Origin of the sequence: Luteolibacter luteus (assembly GCF_012913485.1) — a bacterium.
GTDB lineage: Bacteria > Verrucomicrobiota > Verrucomicrobiia > Verrucomicrobiales > Akkermansiaceae > Haloferula > Haloferula lutea.
Map to the genome: position 1 here is coordinate 4,251,072 of NZ_CP051774.1, position 21,148 is coordinate 4,272,219.

A 21,148-nucleotide genomic window follows, 5' to 3' on the forward strand; every position below is an offset into this window, starting at 1 on the left:
GAGGACTCAGGGTTGGTCCTCGATCCGGATGAAGTGACTGGCTCCGGAGACGATCGGGATCGTGGTGGTGCCGTTGCCCGAGGCATCGGTGGTCACGGTGCCGTGGTCTTCGGTGAAGCCGCTGCTCAAGTTTGCGGAACCGCGCACCAGGTAGGTTGTCGAAGGCGCACCGCTGAAGTTCACGACGAGGTCGCTTCCCTGGATGATGCTGGAGCGGACGTTCAGGGACGAAGCGACGGTGATGGTGATCGTCCGTGTGAAGGTGCCGCCGGGGCCGCTGAAGGTGATGGTGTAGGTCGTGGTGACACTGAGATTCAGCGGGATGATCGCATTGCCATTCACCAACGGGACGTTGCCGATGCCGTGGTCGACGCTCACCGAGGTGACATCCGGTCCCACCTTGATCGTGAGATCCGTGGAGCCGCCTGAATTGATGGTGGCCTGCGCGCTGCTGAGCTGGATCACGCCCGATGTCTGCTGCCACCATGCCTCACGGTGAGCAGGGATGCGGGAATCATTCGTGGCGGGATTCAGATCCGGGTCATCAAGAAGGGTGGGGTAGATGGCAACTTCATCAATCTCGCCGCGCCAGAGATCGGCAGTGAGCGTTTTCTGGGCTCCGATGACCCAGTCTCCCGAGGAGGCTTCGAAGACAAAGTTTGGATCGAAGGTGCTGCCGTCCGGGTTGGTGCCGTCCTTGGAGGATCCGATGAGCTGGCCATCGAGATACCAGCGGACTTCCGTGTTCAGCGCATCCACGACGATCACGAGGTGGGCCCAGGTCTCTGCGGCCACGTTCACGTCCGCATCTTTCCGGACACCTTGGCCCAGATAGGTTCGCGGCGTGCCGTTGGCGTCGGAGAGGGAGAGCAGCACCCGCCCGGTGCCTTCGTTGTCCCGCTGGCTGACGATGGCGCGGTTTGCGGTGTTAAGTGCGGCATCGCGGCGGACCACGCTTTCGATGGTGAAGCCGGGATCGAGTTGGCCGGGATTGAGGATCAGGTTGGTAACCACTCCGCCATTTGCATCGAGGGTAATTGCTCCATCGACCACACCCGTGGCACCAGAGACGGGAGTTCCGGTAGGGCTGCCATTGTGCGGTGCCGTGTTGTCAGCCGAGTCGACGAAGATCTCGGTGCCGGCGGGTTCGTTGAAGCGGAACCATGCGATGGGTGCATCGGCGCGAACGGCTGTGGAGAACTCATTTTCGGCATAGAGGGACTTGGTGGAGTCCGTCGTGCCGGTGCTATTCGTGGCGCTCAGGGTGAAGGTGGTCGCGCTGCCCGCATCGACATCGGCGAAGCCTTGCAGGGTGCTGCCGGTGTGCAGTTCGGTGGTGCCGGCCTTGATGCTGATGGTGGTTGGATTGGCGGCTTCACCTTCGGTGACCTTCCAGTGCAGGCGCACCTGGCCCGGCGTGCCGAGCTTCGTGACCTCGAAGCCTTTCACGACGGGTGCCTGATATTGGAGGGCGGTGACAGTGACGCTGCGGGTGACGCTTCCGCCCGGGCCGGTGGCGGTGACTTGATAGGTCGTCGTGGCGGCGGGATTCACCGTGATGCTGGCGGTGCCGTTCGCGAGCGGCACGGTGCCGACGCCATTGTCGATACTCACCGAGGTGATGTCCGCGCCGACGTTGGCGATGAGATCAACCGCATCTCCGGAATTCACGACAGTCTTCGAAGCGGCGAAGCCGAGCAGGCCGCTCGTCTGGCTCCACCAGGCATTGCGGTGTGCGGGAATGCGTGAATCGGCCTTGTCGTTGTCGGCATTCGGATCGTCCAGAAGGCGGTCGTAGACAGCGATGTCGTCGATCTTGCCTTTCCAGAAGTTTCCGCTGAGAGCCTTTCCAAGCCCGATGATCCATTCTCCGGCCGCGGCTTCCAGGGTGATATTGGGATCGAAGGTTGTTCCGTCAGGGTTCAGTCCGTCGGCGCTGCTTCCTGACAAGACTCCATCCAGATAGAAGCGGAGTTCGTGATGTGCTGCATCCGCCACCACGGCGATGTGAGCCCAGCGCTCGTCGTCCAGTTTCGCGTCCGCGATCTTGTTGGTGCCGCCGCTGATGTCGGTCAGCACTTTGCCATCGGCGGCGGATGCGAGGAGGACGCGGCCGGTGCTGCCGCGCTGGGCGATCACCACGGGATTTGCGCCGGATGCTCCGGTTGCCCGCTGGACCACCGCTTCCACCGTGAAGCCGCTGAGCAGGGTTCCGGGATCGAGGATGGTATTGCTGATGATGCCACTGCTGCCATCGAAGAGTGCGGCTCCATCGCCGAAGCCGGTGCTGCCGCTAACAGGTTGGCCGTAGATGCGGCCATTGTGAGGAGTGCCGTTTTCCGCGGAGTCCGCGATGAGCTGCGAGCCGGTGGAATCGTTGAAGCGGAACCAAGCGACGGGTGAATCCGCACGCACCTCTGCGGAGAAGGCTGTTTCAGCGGAGAGGATGGCAGGCTTGTTTGTGGTGCCCGTGGCATTGGTCGCGGCGATGCTGAAGCTGCTCGTGCCGCTGGTGGTCACATCGGCGAAGCCTTCCAAGGTAGATGGCGTGTGGACGATTACATCGCCTTCCTTGATCACCAGGGATGTGGGGTCGGGCACACCGCCTTCCGTCACGCGCCAATGGAAGCGGACCTTGCCGCTGGAAGGGAGGCTGGTTGCCTCGAAACCAAGTACGGCGGGAGCCGTAGCAACCGGCGGTGTCACGGCGGCGGCGTTCCAGAACAGGGCGCGGCTGACGCTGCCTTCAAGGCTGAACGCATTGTGGACATCGAAGGGGGCTCCGAGGACATTGGAGGCATTGCTGCCGGCGAGGCCGCCCACTGAACCGGCGGTGGGCAAGGTTTTCACGGACAGCGTGTCGTTGCCGGACCAATTCGACGGGGTTCCGGAAATAACGAAGGAGGAGGTGATCACGCTGCCGCCGTCCGGCTGGACTTTCAGCTCCAGCGTGCCCTGGTGATTCCAGGATGCGGAGAACGAGTAGGCGGTTCCTGCGCTAAGCTTTCCGATCGAGCTCTGCACCGCGATCGCCGGGAGGGAGGTGTCATTGAGCGAGGCAGGGATGGTGATGTCGTTCGAGCCTTGCTTGGAAAGCAGGGTGGGCACGCCATCGACTAGATAGAGGCCGATCCCGTTCGAGGTGCCCCCGAGTTCGATCAGCAGTACGACGCGTGCCTCCGCAGGTGTGGCGCGCTCCAAGTCGGCGGAGGTGGGAATGAACGCGATGTTGAAGGTGGCGCCGAGGAGGTGTTCCGGGTCACCGAGGATCGGGATGCCGGATTGGCTGCCAGCAGTGCCGCCGTCATTGGCGATGCCCTTGATATCGCTGTCGTAGAGGGCGGTTTCCGGACCCAGTGCCGGAAGGATTGCGGCATGGGCGGTATGAGCGCCCAAGGTGGCGGCGAGGGCGAGTAGCTGGAAGCGGCGTGTTGTGGGGAAAGACTGCATGGGAACGATCGGTGACGGCGGGGAAATCAGTGGGGCTTGCGGATGCGCAGCGCAGGCGTCTCCAAGGGACGCTGGAGGGTGCGGTTCAAAAGGGAGTCAGGCCGGGCTCCGGCGAGCTGCCGACCGCTCAAAGAGCGGCGGGTTGCCTCGCCGGGAGCGATCAAGTGAAGTTTGTAAAGTAACATGGTAAGGTATCGATTGAGGGTAAAGTCTCCTCCGGAGTATGATTTGATGAAGGGTCAAAGCCCTTCTGTCCAAGAGGCCGTGTCGACAGCGAGTGGCTGGAAGGCGCCACGGCGGGCTCGGGAAAACCCATTATCCCGCGCCCGCCGTGGTCTGTTTGGTGCAGTCAGCCGGTGAAACCCAAGACACCGGCAACCGCAGATCCGTCCGTTAACCACCGGAAAGCTGCGAGAGGTCGGCCCGCATCGACTCGCGGAAAATCACCGCGTCGATGCACTCAGGCCGACACCAGGTCGTACAACACATCGCAAGGGCGATGCGGCGACGGGTGTAGCGAGCGATTGGAAAAAGATTCATCGGATGCAGGAGACGGTTTCGATTCGCCACCACGGTCGGGGAGCTGTCCCGTCCCGATTTGTGGCACCATGTCAACTTTGCTCCCCTGCCCGGGGTCGCCGGATCGCTCGGTGAGGTCCTTCCGGACCCTCTCTGCGGCTGACGGGCGGACTAATGCCTATGTGATGGTGGGAATTCAAGAAGAAATTTCTCGCGACTTTTCCGGAGGACTGGGTTTTGCCTGTCTGAAAGCGGTGGAAGCCCTTAGGGCTGTGTCGGCTCTGTCGTTGTCTCCTCCTCGAAGGCGGGAGGTATTTTGTTACGAAGCCTGCCTTGTGTCGCGATGCCGAGTCCCTATCTCAGGTCCCGTCAATGAACGAAAACAGTCCTCCTCCCGCACCCAGCTTTCCGGAGGCACTCCGCTTTTGGGTCAAGCTGGGCTGGATCAGCTTCGGAGGACCGGCTGGCCAGATCGCGATCATGCACAAGGAACTCGTCGAGCGTCGCCGCTGGATGAGCGAGGACCACTTCCTGCACGCGCTGAATTTTTGCATGCTGTTGCCGGGCCCGGAGGCCCAGCAGCTCGCGACCTATCTGGGCTGGCGCTTGCATGGCGCGCGCGGAGGAATCGCAGCCGGAGCGCTATTCGTCTTGCCTTCGATCTTCATCCTGTGGGGGCTGAGCTGGCTCTATATGGCGGGAGGCGAGGTGAAGTGGATCCAAGGAATCTTCTACGGCCTTATCCCGGTGGTGATCGCCATCGTGGCGGCCGCGGTGAAGCGGATTGGTTCGAAGGCGTTGAAGACTCCGGCGCTGTGGGGACTGGCTATCGCTGCCTTCATCGCGATCTTCTTTTTCAAGATCTCCTTCGTGGTGATCATCATTGTCGCTGCCTTGATCGGGTTTCTGGGCAGCAAGTGTTTTCCAAAGCAATTCCCTGCAGGGAAAGGTCACGGCAAAGCCGAGGTGGGGGATGAGCCCTTCGTTGCTCTTCCGCCGGCTCCGCGCGCGAGTTGGGCGCGGACCTTCATGGTGTCTGCTCTTTGTCTGGTGCTGTGGTGGGTGCCGGTGCTGGCCTGCGGGTTTCTGCTGGGGTGGCGGGATGTCCATTTCCAACAGGGAATTTTCTTCAGCAAGGCAGCTCTCGTGACCATCGGCGGCGCCTATGCGGTGCTACCCTATGTCGCCCAGATGGCCGTGGACCACTTTGGCTGGCTTAGCCAGCGGCAGATGATGGCGGGACTGGGGCTCGCTGAAACGACCCCGGGACCCTTGATCATGGTGCTGCAATTTGTCGGCTTCGTGGCGGCTTGGCAGAACCCTGGAGATCTTCCCCCTTTGCTGGCTGCCACGCTGGGTGCCCTAATCACGACTTGGGTGACTTTCCTGCCTTGTTTCCTCTTCGTCTTTCTCGGCGCACCTCATGTGGAAAGCCTCCGCGAGCGTCCCGGGATTTCCACCGCACTGACGGCGGTGACTGCGGCGGTGGTGGGTGTTATTCTCAATCTCGCGATTTGGCTCGCTTGGCATGCGTTGAAGCCGGAGAGCGGCGGCTTTGATTTCTTCGTGGCCGTCGGCGCGATCGCCGCGTGGGTGGCGATGGAGCGATTCAAGGTGGGGGTTGTCCCGACCCTTCTGAGTGCGGCCTTGCTAGGGATGCTGTGGATTCACATTTGAGGGTCGTGCGGGATGCACTGTGCGGACATTGTTAGGTGGCTTCATTGCATTATGCAGCCGAAACGATGTTAGAGCCTTGCGGAAGTGTCTGAAATTTAGCGCTCAGTGGAGCGGGCACGGGGCTTGCGAGAAAGGAATCACGACGGGCTTCTCCGGCCCGTCGGAACTTAAAAGCCACAATCATGAAATACCTCCACATCACCCTTGCCGCCGTCTCCTCGCTCGCGCTCACCCAATGTGAGAAAGCTTCCAATGCGGCGGCGGGCAAGGCGGACATGTCTTTTGCCAAGAATGCCTTCGAGTCCCTCGCCAAGGGGGATAGCACGGTGAAGGAGAAGATCGATTGGGACACCTTGAACTCGATGGGGCAGAACGTGGGCGCTGCTTACGTCCAACTTCCGTCCGAGACCGAGAAGGTGAATTTCCAGAACGCTTTCGTGACCCAGTTTTCCAGTTCCTTCCGCGAGTCGGGCGGTTCGCCGGACAAGTTCGAGAACTGGCGGGTCAGCTATCATGATGACCTTAAGACGGAAGTGGCCGCCGATTCCGGAGGAGGCACGGTCACCATCACCGTCACCGAGCGCGATGGAAAAGAACGTGTCTCGGGCCTTGGCTTCATCCGCTGAGCGGTTGGAGTTGCCATGACAAGCAAGGGTCGGCTCCCGGCAAGGGAGTCGGCCCGATAGCGTCCACTACTCCAAGGGTTCGAGGTTCTTGTTATAGAGCTTTTCGGTTTTGAGCGAGAGCAGCTGTTGCTTGTTGCTGTTCGCGAAGTTCGAAGGAATCGATTGCGCGTAGTAGATCTCCGAGCCATCGGCATTGTGGATCACCAGGGCATAGCCAATGTAGCGGGCGCCAAACTTGGCGTAGCCGCGGCGATCGTAGGCCTGGGAGATCTTTGCCACCTTGAATTCCGTTGATCCGATGGGTTCCAAGGAGGCTAGGTCGAAGGTCTGGGTCTTGAAGACATAGACATTGGAAGCATTCTCGACTGGCTTGCCGAGGAAGACGGCGGTGACTTTTCCTCCTATCGTCTTCCGGTGAACGTCCGGGTTCTTGACCGTAATCTTCGGTTCTAGGGTGACCCGCTGGTCATCGAAGTCGTCAGATCCGGTGGTTTTACGGGTTCTGCCGGCATCCACCTGGACGTCGAACTTGGTCGAGATGTTTCCGCCTTTGGCGTCCCAGTCCTTGATCGCCGCTTGGGTCTTTTCGTCGAGACTGTCCACGGCCATGTCGAAGACCTTCTTATCACCCTCACGAATCACCGTGACCTTTCCATCGGCCATGGAGCGCAGGCGTCCTGTCATGCTCTTTCCCGCGGAGCTGGTAATGGTCATCGGCTCGCTATCCGCAAACGCAGATGCAGAGAAAAGTCCGAGCGCAACCCGGAGGGAGAGTTGAAGCATCTTCACGGCGCGGTGTTATCAGAACACGCGAAATCCGCAAGTAGGGGAAGGAACGTTACGATAGATCTAGGTCCTTCGCGATGCCAGGGGCGGCATCGGGGAAGGATGGATAGGCCGGTTGCCAGCCCGTCGCGCGTAGCTTGGCGTTGGAGACCCGCTTGTGGGTCCAGCCGCGCTTGCGGTCGGGGTCCCGCGGGCCGGAGGACGGCAAAGGGCGGAGGAAGAGCTCGCTCAATCTCTTGAAACAATCCAACTGGGAGAGCGGATTCGAGTCGGCGATGTTGTAAATTTCGGAGCTTTTTCTTCCGGCGGCCGTCCATGCCAGATGGAAGACCGCGGAGGCTGCATCATCCCGGTGGATTTGGTTCAAGTAGCGTCGGCCATCTTCTTCGATGACCGATTCACCTCTCAGGAACTTTTTCAGGATCACGCTGCGTTGCGGCCCGTAGATGCCTGCCAAGCGGGTGACGATTCCCCCGTGGGAAAGGACCAGCTCCTCGGTTTCGCGGAGGATCTTCCCGGTTTCCCTGTCCGGATCGGCGAGGCTTTCCTCGGTAACCTCGGAGCCATCAGTCTGTGCGTAGACGGAGGTGCTGGAGGTAAAGAGCAGCGGGATGCCGGGAAAGCGTTGAAGGAGATAGCGGCAGCCTTCCAGATAAACGGCGCGATAGGCATCCGCTCCGCCGCGTCCGGATGAGGCGCAGTGGACAATGAAATCCGGGCTGACGTTGAGAGCCGCGACTTGTTCCGCCGAGCTGAGGTCGCAGGAGACCTCCGGAGGTGTTGCATCTGGATCCCCTTCGCGGGAGATGGCGGTCACGTCCCAACCACCCGTGATGAAATCACGGGAGATCGCCTGGCCCAGATAGCCGTGGCCGCAGAGCAGGAGAGTGGGCATGGGAATTTATCCGATCGGCTTGATGTAGTAGCTGCGGGAGATGCCCTCGATGTCGTGATGGAAATGGAAGGCTTCGGGGCAGTCTCGTTCGAGGGCGTCGAGGACCTCGGGGAGTTCCTCGTGGGTCACAATGGTACGCACGAGGTGCACGGGTTCGGAAGAGTAACCACCGGTCCCCGGCTGAATGGTGTAGGTGCGGTGCGGGGCGGCGGTGGTGATCGCCTTGCCAATGGCGTCCGGTTGCTTGCCGAAGGCCGTAATCATCACCAGCTTGAACTTCCGGAAGAAGTTGTTGAGCGTTTCGGCGCCGGTGAAGATGAAGATGCTGGTGTACATCAGCGTGTTGATCACCGGCTCGATCTGTTTGTAGGTGAAGTATTCCATCACCAGGCCGAAGACGCAGGAGATGGCCGCGGAGATGACCGCGATCGAGCCGACCGGCTTGAGGTACTTCATGGCGAACCATGCGCCGAGGACGTCCTCATCTCCCGTCGAGCTGCGCAGCCGGAGGGCCATGGCTTTCGCGAGACCGGAAATGATGCCGCCGAAGAGCACCAGGATCAGACGTTCCTGCTGGGATTCGGCGACCTTGAGTTCGGGGAGCAGCGGAAGGGCCACGATCACCATGCCGACGGTCAGGGCAGTGCGGATGGCGAAGGTGCGGCTGATCTTCTTGTAGGCGAAGACGATGAGGATCGCCTGCGAGATCCCGTAGATGATCAGGAAGAGGGATGGGCTCTTGAAGAAGTAGCTGAGGGCCGCGGCGATGCCTTCGAAGCCGGTGAGGATCACCTTGGCAGGAAAGACGAGATACTTCAGTGCGATCGCATAGAGCAAGCCGGCGGCCGCCATGCCGATGTATTCCAGCACGGGATGACGGGTTGCAAGCCAGGTGGAGATTTTCAATGCGGCGAGGCTAGAGGCGGAAAAGCCGTCGCGGCAAGGCGTGACCTCGCGCGGTCCGAGAATCTCGAAATATCAGCCAAGGAGTAACTTCCTTGGTGGGAACAGTGCGGGAATGGCATTTCTCTGCCCCGCTATGCCGAAGCAACATCCTCGCTTTCGCTCTTCTTTGTGTCGTAGTTTGTCACAGCTTCGATCAAGCGATCTTCAAATTTGAAGATGTCTAGCGGAACGTTGAGAGGGAATTTCTCCTCGTTCTTTTGGGCGTCGAAGAGACCCAAATATTTCTGGGAGTAGTTGAACCGAAGTCTGCAGATTGGTTTTCGATTATTGTCGTCCAACAGAACCCCGCAATAGCTTTTGGTATCCCTCATCACGACTCGGGCTGGCTGAACGTGTTTCGAAAGGATGGCCCTCACGATCTGGAATGCTTCTTTTTCCTCCTGAGTTGTGATGATTTCTTCTTCCCCGTTCTCAGCAATTGGCTCGGTTACACGCGGAAGGCTGGTTCCGGGTGCCGGAGTATTGTCGTCGAGGGCAGATTGAAGTCTCTGTGCTACTCTGCCCTTGATGAAGTCGCGGAAGGCGTCTCCAACGAGAGATGTAAATTGCGACTTGATTGCCGGACTGAATACTCCCCCATGGACTTGCTTGGCAAAATGGCGGACCAAGTCTTCGGAGGGAGCTTCCAGCTCCTTTGCAAGTAGCAGTAAAATCTGCTTCTTATATTTCAGTTCGCTGGCGGTGCTAAGGATCGCCTCCAAATTAAAGACTGTCTTCGAAAATTTCCGGACTTCCTCGATTGTCCTAGAATCCAATGAAAGCATCGAGAGCTCGAAGAAGGGCTTCTCGTCCATCTTGTTCGGTGCTTCGATATCGGTATAGAACTGATAGTCGACTCCATTTGTCAAAATGGCGAACCGCGCGTCTGTTACCGAGAAGTATCTAAAGAGCTGCGATGCGTGGTTGATATGAAGCTTTGCTCCAACCGGCTTGCACTCGATCAGAAGACAGGGCTTGCCGTCCTTCATGATCACATAGTCGACTTTCTCTCCCTTTTTCGTGCCGACATCCGCTATAAATTCCGGAATGACCTCGGTTGGGTCGAAGACATTGTAGCCGAGCCCATTTAGGAACGGTAAAACAAGGGCGTTCTTCGTGGCTTCTTCGGTTTGCAGGTGTTGTATCTGCGCAGGAATGCGAGAGGCAATCTGGAGGAGGTGGTCGGCAAGATCCATAACCCCGGATATATCGGTTGGTTGATTGTCAATCAAGCCATGTTTAGTCGGAGGTACAGCGCGATTTGTTGAGGATACCCTGTATGTAGCCCTTACTTCGGGATTTCGTTGAGCGTATACCAGCCTTCGTCGTGCCAGAGCTTGGCACCGCTGGCGGAGGTGACGCCCTTTGCTTCGAGGTGGTGGACGTGGCCCTGGACGAGGCCATCGACCTTGAGTCGGACCTTTTTCTTGTCTGGGGAAACGGAGACGCCGGTGATCTTCGGGGTGACTTTGTCGACTTCCGGAGAGCCGTATTCAGCCTGATAGATGTAGGTCCACGCATCCATCGAGTAGGACTCGGGCTTGCTGGCGGTGGCCGGGTCGACGGGTTCGGTGAAGGTGACCTCGAAGCCGTCCTTCAGTGCGGAGATGTTCTGCATTTCGAAGGGCGTCTTGCCGGTCCAGCGGACGCGTTCGAAGGTGAAGGGCTTGCTGCCGCTGGAAGCCCAGCCGCGGTTGGTGCCGCCGACGAAGACGGTGCCATCGGGTGCCTGGCGGACGGGAACGAGGCCGGCCTCGAAGCCGCTGAGGAAGTGAAAGACGGCACCTTGGTAGAGGCCGTTCACCTTTTCCAAGGAGACGCGCTGAAGCTCGGACTTGGTCTGCTCACCGATATAAAGCTGCTTTTCCCAAGGGCCGAACTTGCCGCCGGTGGTATCCGCGACGATGCCGGAGGGCGAGTGGCCGACCTTGGCGTGTGGCAGGATGACCGCCGGAGGGACGAACTCCGCGATCCGCTTGCGCTCGGCGATGATGCGGGACTTATCGTTCGGCTCGACCGGGCGTTTGCCCATGGCCTTGGTGTCCTCGTAGAACTTGTTTCCCGTCGGATTCCCTTGGAAGGAACCGGGCTTCAGCCACTTCAGCGAAGAGGAGCCGTTCCAAGGTCCTTGGTTGTCCGTGTAGAAGACATCGCCTTCGGCATTGAAGCCGATGCCACCGGGAGAGCGGATGCCAGAGCAAGTGGGAATCATCTCGCCCTTCGGCGTGATCCGCATGCACCAGCCGCGCCATGGGGACTCGGCGGTGAAGGAGCCGGTCAGGCAGAAGACGGTCCAGATATTGCCCTCCTTGTCGGGATCGGAGCCGAAGGCGTACTCATGGTAGTCGCCCTTGATCCCCCAATCGGAATTGATCGTTTCGAAGATATCGGCCTTTCCGTCGCCATCGCTGTCCTTGATGCGGGTGACCTCCGGACGCTGGGTGAGATAGAGCCAGCCGTCCTTCCAGAACATGCCGAGCGGCTCGTGCAGGCCTTCGGCGAACTTCTCCCATTTCACCTGTGAGAGATCGGAACCATAGGCGCCGCTGCAGATCCACAGATCGCCGCGGCGGGTGGTCACCGCGACCTTCTGGTCGGGCATCAGGGCGATGGAACCGAGTTCCATGACCTCGTCCGTGGGGGTGGGGATTTCCTCGCGGATGTAGAAGTCGGACTGTTGCTGGGCTTGCGCGAGATTCGAGGCCGCGAAGACCAAGGCGAGCAGGACCGATGGGCGTGAAGGGAGCATGGCGGTGGAAAGGGTGTCTGGGGTTGCGTTCGCTTGTAGCCTCATTTCCAGCAATAGGTGATAGGCACGGAAGCGCCGGGTGGCACCTTGATGTAGGTCTTCCCGTCCCTTATTTCGGGATACAAACCTTCGGTGTGGATCGTCAGCCCAGGAACGAGTTCCCACTGCTGGTCGTCCGACTGCTTGGCAGCCTGCTTGTCACCGAGAAGAATCTCAACGGGGGCGCTGCCACCCCTGACCGAGATCTTGCGAACCAGCGCAGGCAAGGTTTGGAAGGTGCCAGGCTTCCACTCATCAAGGACGTATTGATTCCCGATTTGCACGGAGAAGGTCGGATTGCCTGCGGGGTCGAGCTTGTAGCCCTTGAAGCGACTGCCCTTTGGTAGGGCCGGGGAACCGGAAAGCTTCGTGACTTCTTCCCCGGCAGGATCCTGGTCGCCTTGGCCGCGGTCGGTCCAATGGCGGGAGGCGTCCATGAAATTGCCCTTCCAGACCAGCTCGGCGGTGAGGTTGTCCGCGCTGTAGGCGAGATTCACGCCATTCGGGAATCCGATGCCGATGGCGCGGGGTGTGGTGTTGCTGATGAAGTTCCGGTAGATCACCGCCCGGCCATTCTGTGGTCCGAGAAGGATGGGATCGCGTCCGCCCTTCAGCGAGGTATCGGAAAGTGCCTTCCAGCCTTTGACTGCTGCGGGCCGCCAGGCGACGGCGATGCCTTCGTTGCCCTTATACTCGAAGTACTCGACACGGATCTTGTGGGTGCCGGCGGAGAGATTGATGCTGCCTTCCTTCGCGCGGCCGCCATCCATGGGCCCGGTGCCATCCACCTCCGCGATCTTCTTGCCATCGATGAGGATGCGTGCGCCGTCATCGGCATCCACGCGGAAGAGATATTCGCCGGCTTCGGGGGCGGTAAGGTCGCCCTCCCAGACCATGCCGAAGAGTTCGTCGTGGCCGGCCTTCTTGATGCTGATCTTGCCGTCGTGCTCCTCCTCGACGTTCGAGGCCTTGAGCTGGGAGAAGTCGGGGAGGCTCTGCCATTCGCCCTCGTAAACCTGCGAGATCAGATTCTCGATCGGCGGCTTGGCCTTGGGGAGGGGATGGAGCTTAAGGATCTCGTTTGCAGTCCAGGGGGCCTTGCGGTCGGCGGTGGCCTCGCGGGTAGCCTTTACGAATTCCGCGGTCACGGGATCTGCCTTGTTACCCCAAGAGGTGCGCGCGTAGGTGAGGATCGCGGCGATCTGATCGTCCGGAAGTACGCTGCCTTGGGGTGGCATCTCGAGGTTGAACTTCCGGCCATCGACCTCCACTTCGCCGTGCAAGCCGTGGAGCACGATCTTCACCGCGCGGGCGGCATCACCCATCACCCAATCGCTACCGGCGAGCGGCGGGAACTGGCCGCCGGTGGCGCCTTTCCCGTCCGCACCGTGGCAGGCGGAACAGTAGAGAGTGAAGAGTTGGCCGCCATCCTGGGCGTATAGCGGCAGGGTGAGAGCAGAGGCAAGGAGGACGGCGCGGAGCATCGTGACAGAAGAACGTAAGGGGCTTGGGCTTGCTATCCCGCGGACGGGGGAGATGACAGGATTTCCGGGTTGCTCTGGAAACCCGCGATGGGACGCGAGGACCATGATCTTACGGTGATAGTCCAGGAACATTGCTGCTTTATAGTCCCCATTTGGGGGACAGCGCGGGATGCCGGGGTGTTTGCCTGGTGGGAGGTGTTTTTTGAACGGCTTGGATGGTGCCTGTTCTGCCTGTTATAACAGGGAAAATAACAGGCGGGGCTTGGGGTGCGGAATCATCAATCATCAATCTTCCAATCACCAAATGAGGTGCGCTCCGCGAGGAGGAGGGCGGGGACGGGAAGCATGTTGGCGAGGAGTATCGCGGATGTGGACGGTGGATTTCTACTGCCAAGGTGGGCTAAGATGGAGACGGATGAGTTTACCGGCCTCCCGGCACCCCTTCAGGGTGCGATTCCTTTTCCGTGGATACCCAGGGTTGCGCGCTGCGCGCTTACCCTGGGCTATCTCCCGGTCGCCCCGTTGGGGCTTTAGCGGTCGCCTGGTTGGGGCTTTAACGGTCGCCTGGTTGGGGCTCTGGCGGTCGCCTGGTTGGGGCTCTGGCGGTCGCCTGGTTGGGGCTCTGGCGGTCGCCTGGTTGGGGCTCTGGCGGTCGCCTCGGTGGGGCTCCGGCGGTCGCCTCGGTGGGGCTCTGGCGGTCGCCTCGGTGGGGCTCTGGCGGTCGCCTCGGTGGGGCTCTGGCGGTCGCCTCGGTGGGGCTCTGGCGGTCGCCTCGGTGGGGCTCTGGCGGTCGCTCCGTTGGGGCTCTAGAAAGCTGCGCGCTTGGCGCGGTAGTAGCGCTCGAGGCCGAGGGCGACGGTGTCGGCGTATTCGCGGAGGATGGCGGGGTATTGCTTGCCGGCGATCTCGCGGGTGCCTTCGTAGTCGCCGGCTTGGATGCGTGCGTGGTCTTCGAGCGAGTTCATGACGTAGGGCTCGAAGTAAACAACGGGGCAGCGGTAGATGCGGTTGGCCAAAAGATTCCGCGCCCAGAGATATGGATTTCCATCTACGTTCCGGGAGTTCTTCGCCTCGGGATTGTAGATATAGGGAGGCATGCCGGTCTTCTCGACGAAGGCGGCGGCGGCATAGGTAGCGAGGCCGGTTTCCTCCCCGTGCACGCCTTCAAGGAGCTTGGTGAGGAGGTCATGGCGCTGGTCCTCGAGAGCGACTTCACCATCGGTGTAGCCGCCGTTCAGGATCATGTGGAAGTGGTTTGCGGGAACGAGCGTGGGATTGGAGGGATCTCCCCATGCATCCGCGTTGAAATGGAGGCAGAGGACGATGTCTGGCTTGATGGTCTCGTTCACCAACTTGGCGCGGGCGCGGATTTCCGCGGTGCGGTAGAAGAGGCGCTCCGCGAGCTTGGCGATGTCACCGCCGGAAGTGCTGTGCCGTGCTTCATCCCGGAGCATCTCGGGGCGGATCGTGGTGACGGGTTCGGTCTTGTCCCGAACCATGGTGACCGTTGCTCCGAGACGTTCGAGTTGTGGCTTGAGCAGAAGGGCAACTTGAAGGGTCATGTCGCCTTCCTGGACGGGCTGATTGCCCGCGATCTGGAACCAGCGCTCCTCCATTTTCCCCCATCGGCCGCCGATATGGCCGGGATCGATGGCGATCCTGATGCCCTCCAGCGGCCGATCGGCGGGAGCGGCCGGAAGCGAGGAGACTGGACGCCAGTAGCGAGGGGGGGCGCTTTCAAGGCCCTCCGGGGAAAAACGCAGGCGCAGCTCTTGGCCGGGGGAGGTGACGATTTTTACGTCCTGGGTGCCAACTTCGAACCAATCCCGCCAAGCCGGTGAAACGGTGAAAATCCCGTCCATCTGGCGCAGGAAGTCGCCGCGCGAAATGGTGGATTGGAAGCCATTGAGGGCAAGCCAGTCGGGTGTCCCGGCGAGATCGGATAGCGAGTGTGCCGGGGCGGGGGAGGGATCCTCCGGGGCCGGGGCGGGTGAGGGCGGGATGGAAGGCTGTTTCAGCCACACGATGGCGGCGGCCAAGCCGAGAATCCCGACGATCCAGAGGGGCAGGGTGCGGGGTGTCATCGGGAATTTGGCTTGGCGCATCGGACGCTGCGGGGGTAAGGCTCCGGCACCGGAGCGATGGCGTTCCGGGCGAAATCCCCCGATTTCATGGAGCCTCTCCGCATACTTTTCTTAGGTGACATCGTCGGCGAACCTGGTCGCAAGGCGGTGATCGAGCATTTGCCTGCGCTACGCAAGGAACTGGAGCTCGATTTCATCATCGTCAACGGCGAGAATTCCGCTGGCGGGCGGGGAATCACGCCCCGCATCGCGATCGATTTGCTCCGAGCCGGAGCGGCTGTGATCACCACCGGCGACCATGTCTGGGATCAGGCGGAGATTGTCGATTATTTCCCCACGGAGCCGCGCTTGCTGCGCCCGATCAATTACCCGGCCGATACGCCGGGAAGCGGTTCGGTGGTGCTCGAAACCCCGAAAGGAAAGGTAGGGGTCATTCAGGCTCAGGGGCGTTCCTTCATGCAGCCGCCCTTGGAGAATCCCTTCCTGATGGTCGAAGTGGAGGCTGAAAGGCTGCGCGCGGACGGGGTGCAGGTGATTTTCATGGACATGCACGCCGAGACCACGAGCGAGAAAATCGCGATGTGCTGGGCGCTGGATGGCAAGGTCTCGGTGATCGTGGGCACCCACACCCACGTCCAGACGGCGGACGAGCGGATCCTGGCGGGTGGCACCGGCTGCCTCACCGACGCGGGGATGTGCGGGCCGGATGATTCGATCCTAGGGCGGGCTCCGGAATCCGTGGTGTGGCGTTTCCGCACCGGAATGCCGACGCGATTCCCTATCGCTCAAGGACCCGTGCGCTTGTGCGGGGTGGTGGCAGATGTAGACCCCGAAAACGGCCGCTGTGTGGCGATCTCGCGCTTCAACCGCCTGATCTCTTCGAAGGAAGTGGCCGAAAGTCCGGAAACGGCGGGTTCGGGGGTGGCTGAAGTGGTTGGTAACCAGTGAATTCTATGGTTTTTCCGACAAATCTTCTTTCAATCGATATTTTTTTTGACAGGATCGGCGGTTCCGGTCAACTTCCGCCCCGCTTTTCCCGGAACCGACCAGGAAATTCGCGGGGGTCTTTGTCCCATGAGACAAGATCCCCACGAAGTCCCCGGTAGTTCTCGGGGCCAGCGTCAACGCCGTTAAGGCTCGTGTAGCTCAGGGGTAGAGCGCATCCTTGGTAAGGATGAGGTCGGGGGTTCAATTCCCCCCACGAGCTCCAGCGGCCGCATGACCGGACGAGCAGCAGCCCAACGCGAAACATCCACAACCATGGCCAAAGAATCATTCAAGCGGAACAAGCCGCACGTCAACATCGGCACCATCGGTCACGTTGACCACGGCAAGACTACTCTCACTGCAGCGATCACGAACACTCTCGCGGACAAGGGTTTCGCTGAGAAGAAGAGCTACGCTGACATCGACGCTGCTCCGGAAGAACGCGAGCGCGGCATCACGATCAACACCGCCCACGTCGAATACGAGACCGACAACCGTCACTACGCGCACGTGGATTGCCCGGGTCACGCTGACTACGTGAAGAACATGATCACCGGTGCTGCCCAGATGGACGGTGGCATCCTCGTGGTGTCCGCTGCTGACGGCCCGATGCCGCAGACCCGCGAGCACATCCTTCTTGCCCGTCAGGTCGGCGTGCCGGCTCTGGTGGTGTTCATGAACAAGGTCGACCTCGTTGACGACGCCGAGCTTCTCGAGCTTGTCGAAATGGAAGTTCGCGACCTCCTTTCCACCTACGAATTCCCGGGCGACGAAATCCCGATCGTGATGGGCTCTGCCAAGCAGGCTCTCGACGGCGACGCGACCCACAAGGAAAACATCCTCAAGCTGATGGCTGCCGTGGACTCCTACATCCCGGAGCCGGAGCGCGCCATCGACAAGCCCTTCCTCATGCCTGTGGAAGACGTGTTCTCGATCGAAGGTCGTGGAACGGTCTGCACCGGTCGTGTGGAGCGCGGCATTATCAAGAAGATGGAAGAAGTCGAGATCGTTGGTATCCGCGACACGCAGAAGACCACCGTCACCGACATCGAAATGTTCCGCAAGCTGCTCGACGAAGGTCGTGCAGGTGACAACGTGGGTCTCCTGATCCGCGGTCTGAAGAAGAACGACGTCGAGCGCGGCCAGGTGATCGCCAAGCCGGGTTCGGTGAAGGCGCACAGCAAGTTCAAGGGCGAGATCTACGTCCTGTCCAAGGACGAAGGTGGCCGTCACACCCCGTTCTTCTCGAACTACCGCCCGCAGTTCTACTTCCGCACCACCGACGTGACCGGCAGCATCAAGCTTCCGGAAGGCGTGGAAATGGTGATGCCGGGCGACAACGTGAACCTCGAAGTCGAGCTCATCACGCCGATCGCCATGGAGCAGACCATGCGCTTCGCTATCCGCGAAGGCGGCCGCACCGTGGGTGCCGGTCGTGTCAGCGAAATTCTTTGACTTACCCTAAGGTAGGTCCTCAGTCTGTCGCCCCGCGACATCCGGCTGAGACGATTTCCGGGGCATTTCGGCAAGTTGCCGGGGTGCCCCGCCATCGCCTCCACCGGTGAAGAAGGAAAATACGGAAGTAGCTCAATTGGTAGAGTAGCGGTCTCCAAAACCGTTGGTTGTGGGTTCGAGTCCCACCTTCCGTGCCATCCCCCTCCCGCAAATTTCGAAGGTTAATCCGGCATGTTCGCAAAAGTCTCACGTTTCGTCGGCGAAGTAAAAGGCGAGCTCCGCAAGGCCAACTGGCCTTGGGAGGCAGATCCGAAGGTCAAGGGTTTCAAGAAATACAAGGAACTCACGGATTCCACGGTGGTGGTGCTGATTGCGACGATCCTGCTGGCCGGCTTTGTTTCCGCCTGGGACTTCATTTGCACCTACGTCCTGAATTTCATCACGTCCTTCGGACACTGATTTCCCGCTCTCCCGGTTAGCTTTTTCCGATTCCCGTCATGCCTGCACCGTCTCCAGAGAACCAGTGGTACGTGGTCCATGTCCTTTCCGGACAGGAAGGAAGGGTTCGCGACCGCATCCTCCGCCAGCGTGAAGCGGAAGAGATGGGGGAATACATTTACGAGGTGCTGGTTCCGACCGAGATGGTTTCCGAGATTCGCCGCGGCAAGAAGACTTCCACGAAGCGGAAGTTCTTCCCGGGCTACATCATCGTGAACATGAACCTCCTGACTCCTGACAACCAGCTCGTCGAGAAGACCTGGTATTTCATCAAGGAGATGGAGGGAGTGATCGGCTTCGCCGGCACCAAGGACCGTCCGATCCCGATGCGCCAGAGCGAAGTGGACGGCATGCTTTCCCAGATCAAGGAGCGTGAGGAGCACGCCCGCCCTGCCATCAGTTTCGAAGTCGGCGATACCGTGAAGGTCGCCGACGGTCCGTTCCAAAGCCAGAACGGCATCGTCGAGGAAATCGACCCCGAGCGCGGCAAGCTGCGCGTGGCGGTCACGATCTTCGGTCGCTCCACTCCGGTGGAACTTGAATACTGGCAGGTCGAACGCGCCTGATCTTCACACGCTCTTAAACATCCCGATCCCGCAATCCCTCTACCACCATGGCCAAGGAAGTCGTTAAAGTCATCAAGCTCCAGATTCCTGCCGGAGCTGCCAACCCGTCCCCGCCTGTCGGTCCCGCACTCGGCCAAGCTGGTGTGAACATCATGGGCTTCTGCAAGGAGTTCAATGCCCAGACCCAGAGCCAGTCCGGCGACGTGCTCCCGGTCGTGATCTCGGTCTACAAGGACAAGAGCTTCACCTTCATCACCAAGAAGCCCCCGGCGGGCAACCTGCTGAAGAAGGCCGCCGGTCTCGCATCCGGCTCGAAGGAAGCAAACAAGATCAAGGTCGGCAAGATCACCAAGGCGAAGCTCATGGAAGTGGTCGCCATCAAGATGCCTGACCTGAACACCAAGGACCCCGAGGCTGCGGCCCGGATCCTGGCTGGCACCGCCCGCCAGATGGGTCTTGAGATCGAAGGCATGTAATTTTCCGCTCCGGCTCTCGTGGCTGGAGCTCCGAAACCGCAGGAGGGCTCGTCAATCGGGCGGGTCCGCCAGCACTGCAAAGAAGAAACATGAAGAACCGCAGCAAGCGCTACGAGAAAGCCTCCGCCCTCGTGCAGGCAGGCAAGTCCTACGGCTTGGAAGAAGCTGTCGGCACCGTGAAGAAGTTCCCGGCACCGAAGTTTGACCCGACCGTTACCGTTTCCTTCCACCTCGGCGTGGATCCCCGCAAGAGCGACCAGATGGTCCGTGGTTCCGTCGCCCTGCCGCACGGCACGGGTAAGAACGTCCGCGTGGCTGTCTTCGCCGCCGGTGCCGCCGCTGAAGCAGCCGAGGCTGCCGGCGCGGAATTCGTCGGTTTCGAAGACCTGATCAAGCGCGTTCAGGGCGGCTTCACCGACTTCGACGTGGCGATCGCCACGCCGGATGCGATGACCGAAGTCCGCAAGATCGCCCGTGTTCTTGGTCCCCGCGGCCTGATGCCGAACCCGAAGACCGGCACTGTCACCGACGACACCGCCAAGGCGGTGAAGGAAGTGAAGGCCGGCCGTATCGACTACAAGCTCGACAAGAACGGCAACGTCTCCGGCGCTGTCGGCAAGGCGTCCTTCTCTGAGGAAGCCCTTCTCGAAAACGCCCGCGCTTTCATCGATAGCGTGGTGCGCGCCAAGCCTGCCTCTGCAAAGGGCAACTACGTCCGCAGCGTGACTGTCGCTGCATCCATGTGCCCCGGCATCCCTCTGGAGTCCGGCGTCTACACCAAGGCTTAATTTCCCACGACCATGAATCCCGACAAGAAAGTCATCATCGACCAATTGCTCGAAAAGGTGAACGCCTCGCCGTACGTGCTCGTGGTGGATTACACCGGCATGACGGTTCCTCAGTTCTCCGAGCTCCGTAACCGCCTGGGTGCGGCCGGTGCCGAGTGCCACGTCGCCAAGAACACCTACGTGAAGAAGGCACTCTCCGAAGCCGGTCTCCCGGACATCGGTGAGTCGCTGATCGGCCAGACCGCTTTCGTCACCGGCAGCAGCGAAGTTTTCGCCGCCGCCAAGGCGATCAAGAACTTCGAAAAGGAGTTCAAGAAGCCGGAACTGAAAGTTGGCATCCTCGACGGAGCGATCCTTGACGCCGACAAGCTCAAGACCATCGCCGACATCCCGTCCCGCGAAGCGATCCTTTCCCAACTGCTTGCCACGATCCTCGAGCCGTCCACCCGGATCGCCCGTGTCATCCAGAAGAAGTTCAACCCGGACGCGGACTCCAAGTCCGACGAAGCTGCCGCCGAACCGGCTGCAGAAGCCTGATAAGAATCTGACCAGACGGCAGCGGCGTCTCCCGCCGCTGCCTGAACCCACAATGGTTCCTCGTCGGGGTGGCGGCCGCCACTCTCAAATGTCCGGAAGCCTCCGGGTGCGACGATACCGCAAAGGAGAAATACAATGGCCAATATCGAACAACTCGTTGAAGAACTCGGCAAGCTCACCGTTCTGGAAGCTGCCGACCTCGTGAAGAAGCTGGAAGAAACCTGGGGCGTTTCCGCCGCAGCTCCTGTAGGCGTCGCCGTGGCCGCTGGCCCAGTCGAAGCTGCTGAAGAAAAGACCGAATTCGACGTCGTCATCACCGACGGTGGTGCGAACAAGATCGCCGTCATCAAGGCTGTCCGCGAAGTTTCGCCGGGCCTGGGCCTTGCGGATGCGAAGAAGGTCGTCGAAAGTGCTCCTGCCAAGGTGCTCGAAGGTGTCTCCAAGGACGCCGCCGAAGCTGCCAAGAAGAAGCTCGAAGAGGCCGGCGCCAAGGTCGATCTCAAGTAATCCAGTTTACCGGATTTGCTTCGCGGCCGGAGACCCCGGCCGCGAAGCCATTTCCCGGAACCGGCGGAAGCCGTCACCAA

20 protein-coding genes and 2 tRNA genes are annotated in these 21,148 nt (G+C 60.5%); 12 read left to right on the forward strand and 10 right to left on the reverse strand.

Features of this window, described 5'->3' with window-relative positions; translation table 11 throughout:
• Positions 1 to 6: 6 nt before the first annotated feature.
• From HHL09_RS17535 to HHL09_RS17545, 3 genes are all read right to left on the reverse strand, one after another.
• Positions 7 to 3,450 (reverse strand): laminin G domain-containing protein, encoded by a 3,444-nt coding sequence (locus HHL09_RS17535; protein ID WP_169455926.1) that lies wholly within the window; start codon positions 3,448 to 3,450, stop codon positions 7 to 9.
• Positions 3,451 to 3,476: 26 nt separating this feature from the next.
• Positions 3,477 to 3,635 carry a hypothetical protein gene (locus HHL09_RS17540; RefSeq protein ID WP_169455928.1) on the reverse strand — a complete coding sequence of 53 codons (159 nt, stop codon included), beginning with the start codon at positions 3,633 to 3,635 and terminating at the stop codon, positions 3,477 to 3,479.
• 208 nt (positions 3,636 to 3,843) lie between these two features.
• Positions 3,844 to 3,990 (reverse strand): hypothetical protein, encoded by a 147-nt coding sequence (locus tag HHL09_RS17545; RefSeq protein WP_169455930.1) that lies wholly within the window; start codon positions 3,988 to 3,990, stop codon positions 3,844 to 3,846.
• 351 nt (positions 3,991 to 4,341) lie between these two features.
• Here HHL09_RS17545 and chrA point away from each other — a divergent pair, with 351 nt between their 5' ends.
• Together chrA and HHL09_RS17555 are read left to right on the forward strand one after the other, a co-directional pair.
• Complete coding sequence (gene chrA, locus HHL09_RS17550; protein ID WP_169455932.1) at positions 4,342 to 5,646, forward strand: chromate efflux transporter; 1,305 nt, start codon at positions 4,342 to 4,344, stop codon at positions 5,644 to 5,646.
• A 182-nt stretch (positions 5,647 to 5,828) separates the two neighbouring features.
• Entirely contained in the window at positions 5,829 to 6,272 is a 444-nt protein-coding gene (locus HHL09_RS17555; RefSeq protein ID WP_169455934.1) for a hypothetical protein, read from the forward strand.
• A 66-nt stretch (positions 6,273 to 6,338) separates the two neighbouring features.
• Here HHL09_RS17555 and HHL09_RS17560 read toward each other — a convergent pair whose 3' ends face one another.
• From HHL09_RS17560 to HHL09_RS17590, 7 genes are all read right to left on the reverse strand, one after another.
• A complete protein-coding gene (locus HHL09_RS17560) occupies positions 6,339 to 7,061 on the reverse strand; it encodes a hypothetical protein (protein ID WP_169455935.1) in 723 nt (240 codons plus the stop codon).
• A gap of 49 nt (positions 7,062 to 7,110) precedes the next feature.
• Positions 7,111 to 7,953 (reverse strand): NAD-dependent epimerase/dehydratase family protein, encoded by an 843-nt coding sequence (locus HHL09_RS17565; RefSeq protein WP_169455937.1) that lies wholly within the window; start codon positions 7,951 to 7,953, stop codon positions 7,111 to 7,113.
• A 6-nt stretch (positions 7,954 to 7,959) separates the two neighbouring features.
• Positions 7,960 to 8,859, reverse strand: coding sequence for a YitT family protein (locus tag HHL09_RS17570; RefSeq protein ID WP_205760873.1), 900 nt, complete (start codon positions 8,857 to 8,859; stop codon positions 7,960 to 7,962).
• Between the two features lie 131 nt (positions 8,860 to 8,990).
• On the reverse strand, positions 8,991 to 10,094 hold the full coding sequence (locus HHL09_RS17575; protein ID WP_169455939.1) for a type I restriction endonuclease: 1,104 nt from the start codon (positions 10,092 to 10,094) through the stop codon (positions 8,991 to 8,993).
• Between the two features lie 92 nt (positions 10,095 to 10,186).
• Entirely contained in the window at positions 10,187 to 11,647 is a 1,461-nt protein-coding gene (locus HHL09_RS17580) for a DUF7133 domain-containing protein (protein WP_169455940.1), read from the reverse strand.
• 41 nt (positions 11,648 to 11,688) lie between these two features.
• Positions 11,689 to 13,170: a PA14 domain-containing protein gene (locus HHL09_RS17585; protein ID WP_169455942.1), complete on the reverse strand. Its 1,482-nt coding sequence runs from the start codon at positions 13,168 to 13,170 to the stop codon at positions 11,689 to 11,691.
• A gap of 806 nt (positions 13,171 to 13,976) precedes the next feature.
• Complete coding sequence (locus HHL09_RS17590) at positions 13,977 to 15,254, reverse strand: N-acetylmuramoyl-L-alanine amidase family protein (protein WP_169455943.1); 1,278 nt, start codon at positions 15,252 to 15,254, stop codon at positions 13,977 to 13,979.
• 87 nt (positions 15,255 to 15,341) lie between these two features.
• On the opposite strand from HHL09_RS17590, the gene HHL09_RS17595 reads away from it, so the two are divergent.
• The 10 genes from HHL09_RS17595 to rplL all read left to right on the forward strand — a co-directional run bounded on the left by HHL09_RS17595 (position 15,342) and on the right by rplL (position 21,068).
• Positions 15,342 to 16,202: a TIGR00282 family metallophosphoesterase gene (locus HHL09_RS17595; protein ID WP_169455945.1), complete on the forward strand. Its 861-nt coding sequence runs from the start codon at positions 15,342 to 15,344 to the stop codon at positions 16,200 to 16,202.
• 187 nt (positions 16,203 to 16,389) lie between these two features.
• Positions 16,390 to 16,464, forward strand: a tRNA-Thr gene (locus HHL09_RS17600).
• Positions 16,465 to 16,514: 50 nt separating this feature from the next.
• Positions 16,515 to 17,696, forward strand: a complete 1,182-nt coding sequence (gene tuf, locus HHL09_RS17605; RefSeq protein ID WP_169455947.1) for an elongation factor Tu — start codon at positions 16,515 to 16,517, stop codon at positions 17,694 to 17,696.
• Positions 17,697 to 17,817: 121 nt separating this feature from the next.
• Positions 17,818 to 17,893: transfer RNA gene (locus HHL09_RS17610), tRNA-Trp, on the forward strand.
• Positions 17,894 to 17,927: 34 nt separating this feature from the next.
• Complete coding sequence (locus tag HHL09_RS17615) at positions 17,928 to 18,155, forward strand: preprotein translocase subunit SecE (RefSeq protein WP_169455949.1); 228 nt, start codon at positions 17,928 to 17,930, stop codon at positions 18,153 to 18,155.
• A 38-nt stretch (positions 18,156 to 18,193) separates the two neighbouring features.
• Positions 18,194 to 18,760 (forward strand): transcription termination/antitermination protein NusG, encoded by a 567-nt coding sequence (gene nusG / locus HHL09_RS17620; RefSeq protein WP_169455950.1) that lies wholly within the window; start codon positions 18,194 to 18,196, stop codon positions 18,758 to 18,760.
• 47 nt (positions 18,761 to 18,807) lie between these two features.
• A complete protein-coding gene (gene rplK / locus HHL09_RS17625) occupies positions 18,808 to 19,236 on the forward strand; it encodes a 50S ribosomal protein L11 (protein ID WP_169455951.1) in 429 nt (142 codons plus the stop codon).
• A gap of 89 nt (positions 19,237 to 19,325) precedes the next feature.
• Positions 19,326 to 20,024: a 50S ribosomal protein L1 gene (gene rplA / locus HHL09_RS17630; RefSeq protein ID WP_169455952.1), complete on the forward strand. Its 699-nt coding sequence runs from the start codon at positions 19,326 to 19,328 to the stop codon at positions 20,022 to 20,024.
• A 12-nt stretch (positions 20,025 to 20,036) separates the two neighbouring features.
• Positions 20,037 to 20,561, forward strand: a complete 525-nt coding sequence (rplJ, locus tag HHL09_RS17635) for a 50S ribosomal protein L10 (protein WP_169455953.1) — start codon at positions 20,037 to 20,039, stop codon at positions 20,559 to 20,561.
• A 135-nt stretch (positions 20,562 to 20,696) separates the two neighbouring features.
• Complete coding sequence (rplL, locus tag HHL09_RS17640; RefSeq protein WP_169455954.1) at positions 20,697 to 21,068, forward strand: 50S ribosomal protein L7/L12; 372 nt, start codon at positions 20,697 to 20,699, stop codon at positions 21,066 to 21,068.
• The last annotated feature ends 80 nt before the right edge of the window (positions 21,069 to 21,148 follow it).

Bases quoted from the DNA above. Each gene is read 5' to 3' on its own strand.
- HHL09_RS17595 (WP_169455945.1), top strand. From the start codon at position 15,342: ATGGAGCCTCTCCGCATACTTTTCTTAGGTGACATCGTCGGCGAACCT.
- nusG (WP_169455950.1), top strand. From the start codon at position 18,194: ATGCCTGCACCGTCTCCAGAGAACCAGTGGTACGTGGTCCATGTCCTT.
- HHL09_RS17535 (WP_169455926.1), bottom strand. From the start codon at position 3,450: ATGCAGTCTTTCCCCACAACACGCCGCTTCCAGCTACTCGCCCTCGCC.
- HHL09_RS17580 (WP_169455940.1), bottom strand. From the start codon at position 11,647: ATGCTCCCTTCACGCCCATCGGTCCTGCTCGCCTTGGTCTTCGCGGCC.
- HHL09_RS17615 (WP_169455949.1), top strand. From the start codon at position 17,928: ATGTTCGCAAAAGTCTCACGTTTCGTCGGCGAAGTAAAAGGCGAGCTC.
- rplL (WP_169455954.1), top strand. From the start codon at position 20,697: ATGGCCAATATCGAACAACTCGTTGAAGAACTCGGCAAGCTCACCGTT.
- HHL09_RS17575 (WP_169455939.1), bottom strand. From the start codon at position 10,094: ATGGATCTTGCCGACCACCTCCTCCAGATTGCCTCTCGCATTCCTGCG.
- HHL09_RS17565 (WP_169455937.1), bottom strand. From the start codon at position 7,953: ATGCCCACTCTCCTGCTCTGCGGCCACGGCTATCTGGGCCAGGCGATC.
- chrA (WP_169455932.1), top strand. From the start codon at position 4,342: ATGAACGAAAACAGTCCTCCTCCCGCACCCAGCTTTCCGGAGGCACTC.
- rplJ (WP_169455953.1), top strand. From the start codon at position 20,037: ATGAATCCCGACAAGAAAGTCATCATCGACCAATTGCTCGAAAAGGTG.
- HHL09_RS17555 (WP_169455934.1), top strand. From the start codon at position 5,829: ATGAAATACCTCCACATCACCCTTGCCGCCGTCTCCTCGCTCGCGCTC.
- HHL09_RS17590 (WP_169455943.1), bottom strand. From the start codon at position 15,254: ATGACACCCCGCACCCTGCCCCTCTGGATCGTCGGGATTCTCGGCTTG.
- rplK (WP_169455951.1), top strand. From the start codon at position 18,808: ATGGCCAAGGAAGTCGTTAAAGTCATCAAGCTCCAGATTCCTGCCGGA.
- tuf (WP_169455947.1), top strand. From the start codon at position 16,515: ATGGCCAAAGAATCATTCAAGCGGAACAAGCCGCACGTCAACATCGGC.
- rplA (WP_169455952.1), top strand. From the start codon at position 19,326: ATGAAGAACCGCAGCAAGCGCTACGAGAAAGCCTCCGCCCTCGTGCAG.
- HHL09_RS17585 (WP_169455942.1), bottom strand. From the start codon at position 13,170: ATGCTCCGCGCCGTCCTCCTTGCCTCTGCTCTCACCCTGCCGCTATAC.
- HHL09_RS17545 (WP_169455930.1), bottom strand. From the start codon at position 3,990: ATGAATCTTTTTCCAATCGCTCGCTACACCCGTCGCCGCATCGCCCTT.
- HHL09_RS17540 (WP_169455928.1), bottom strand. From the start codon at position 3,635: ATGTTACTTTACAAACTTCACTTGATCGCTCCCGGCGAGGCAACCCGC.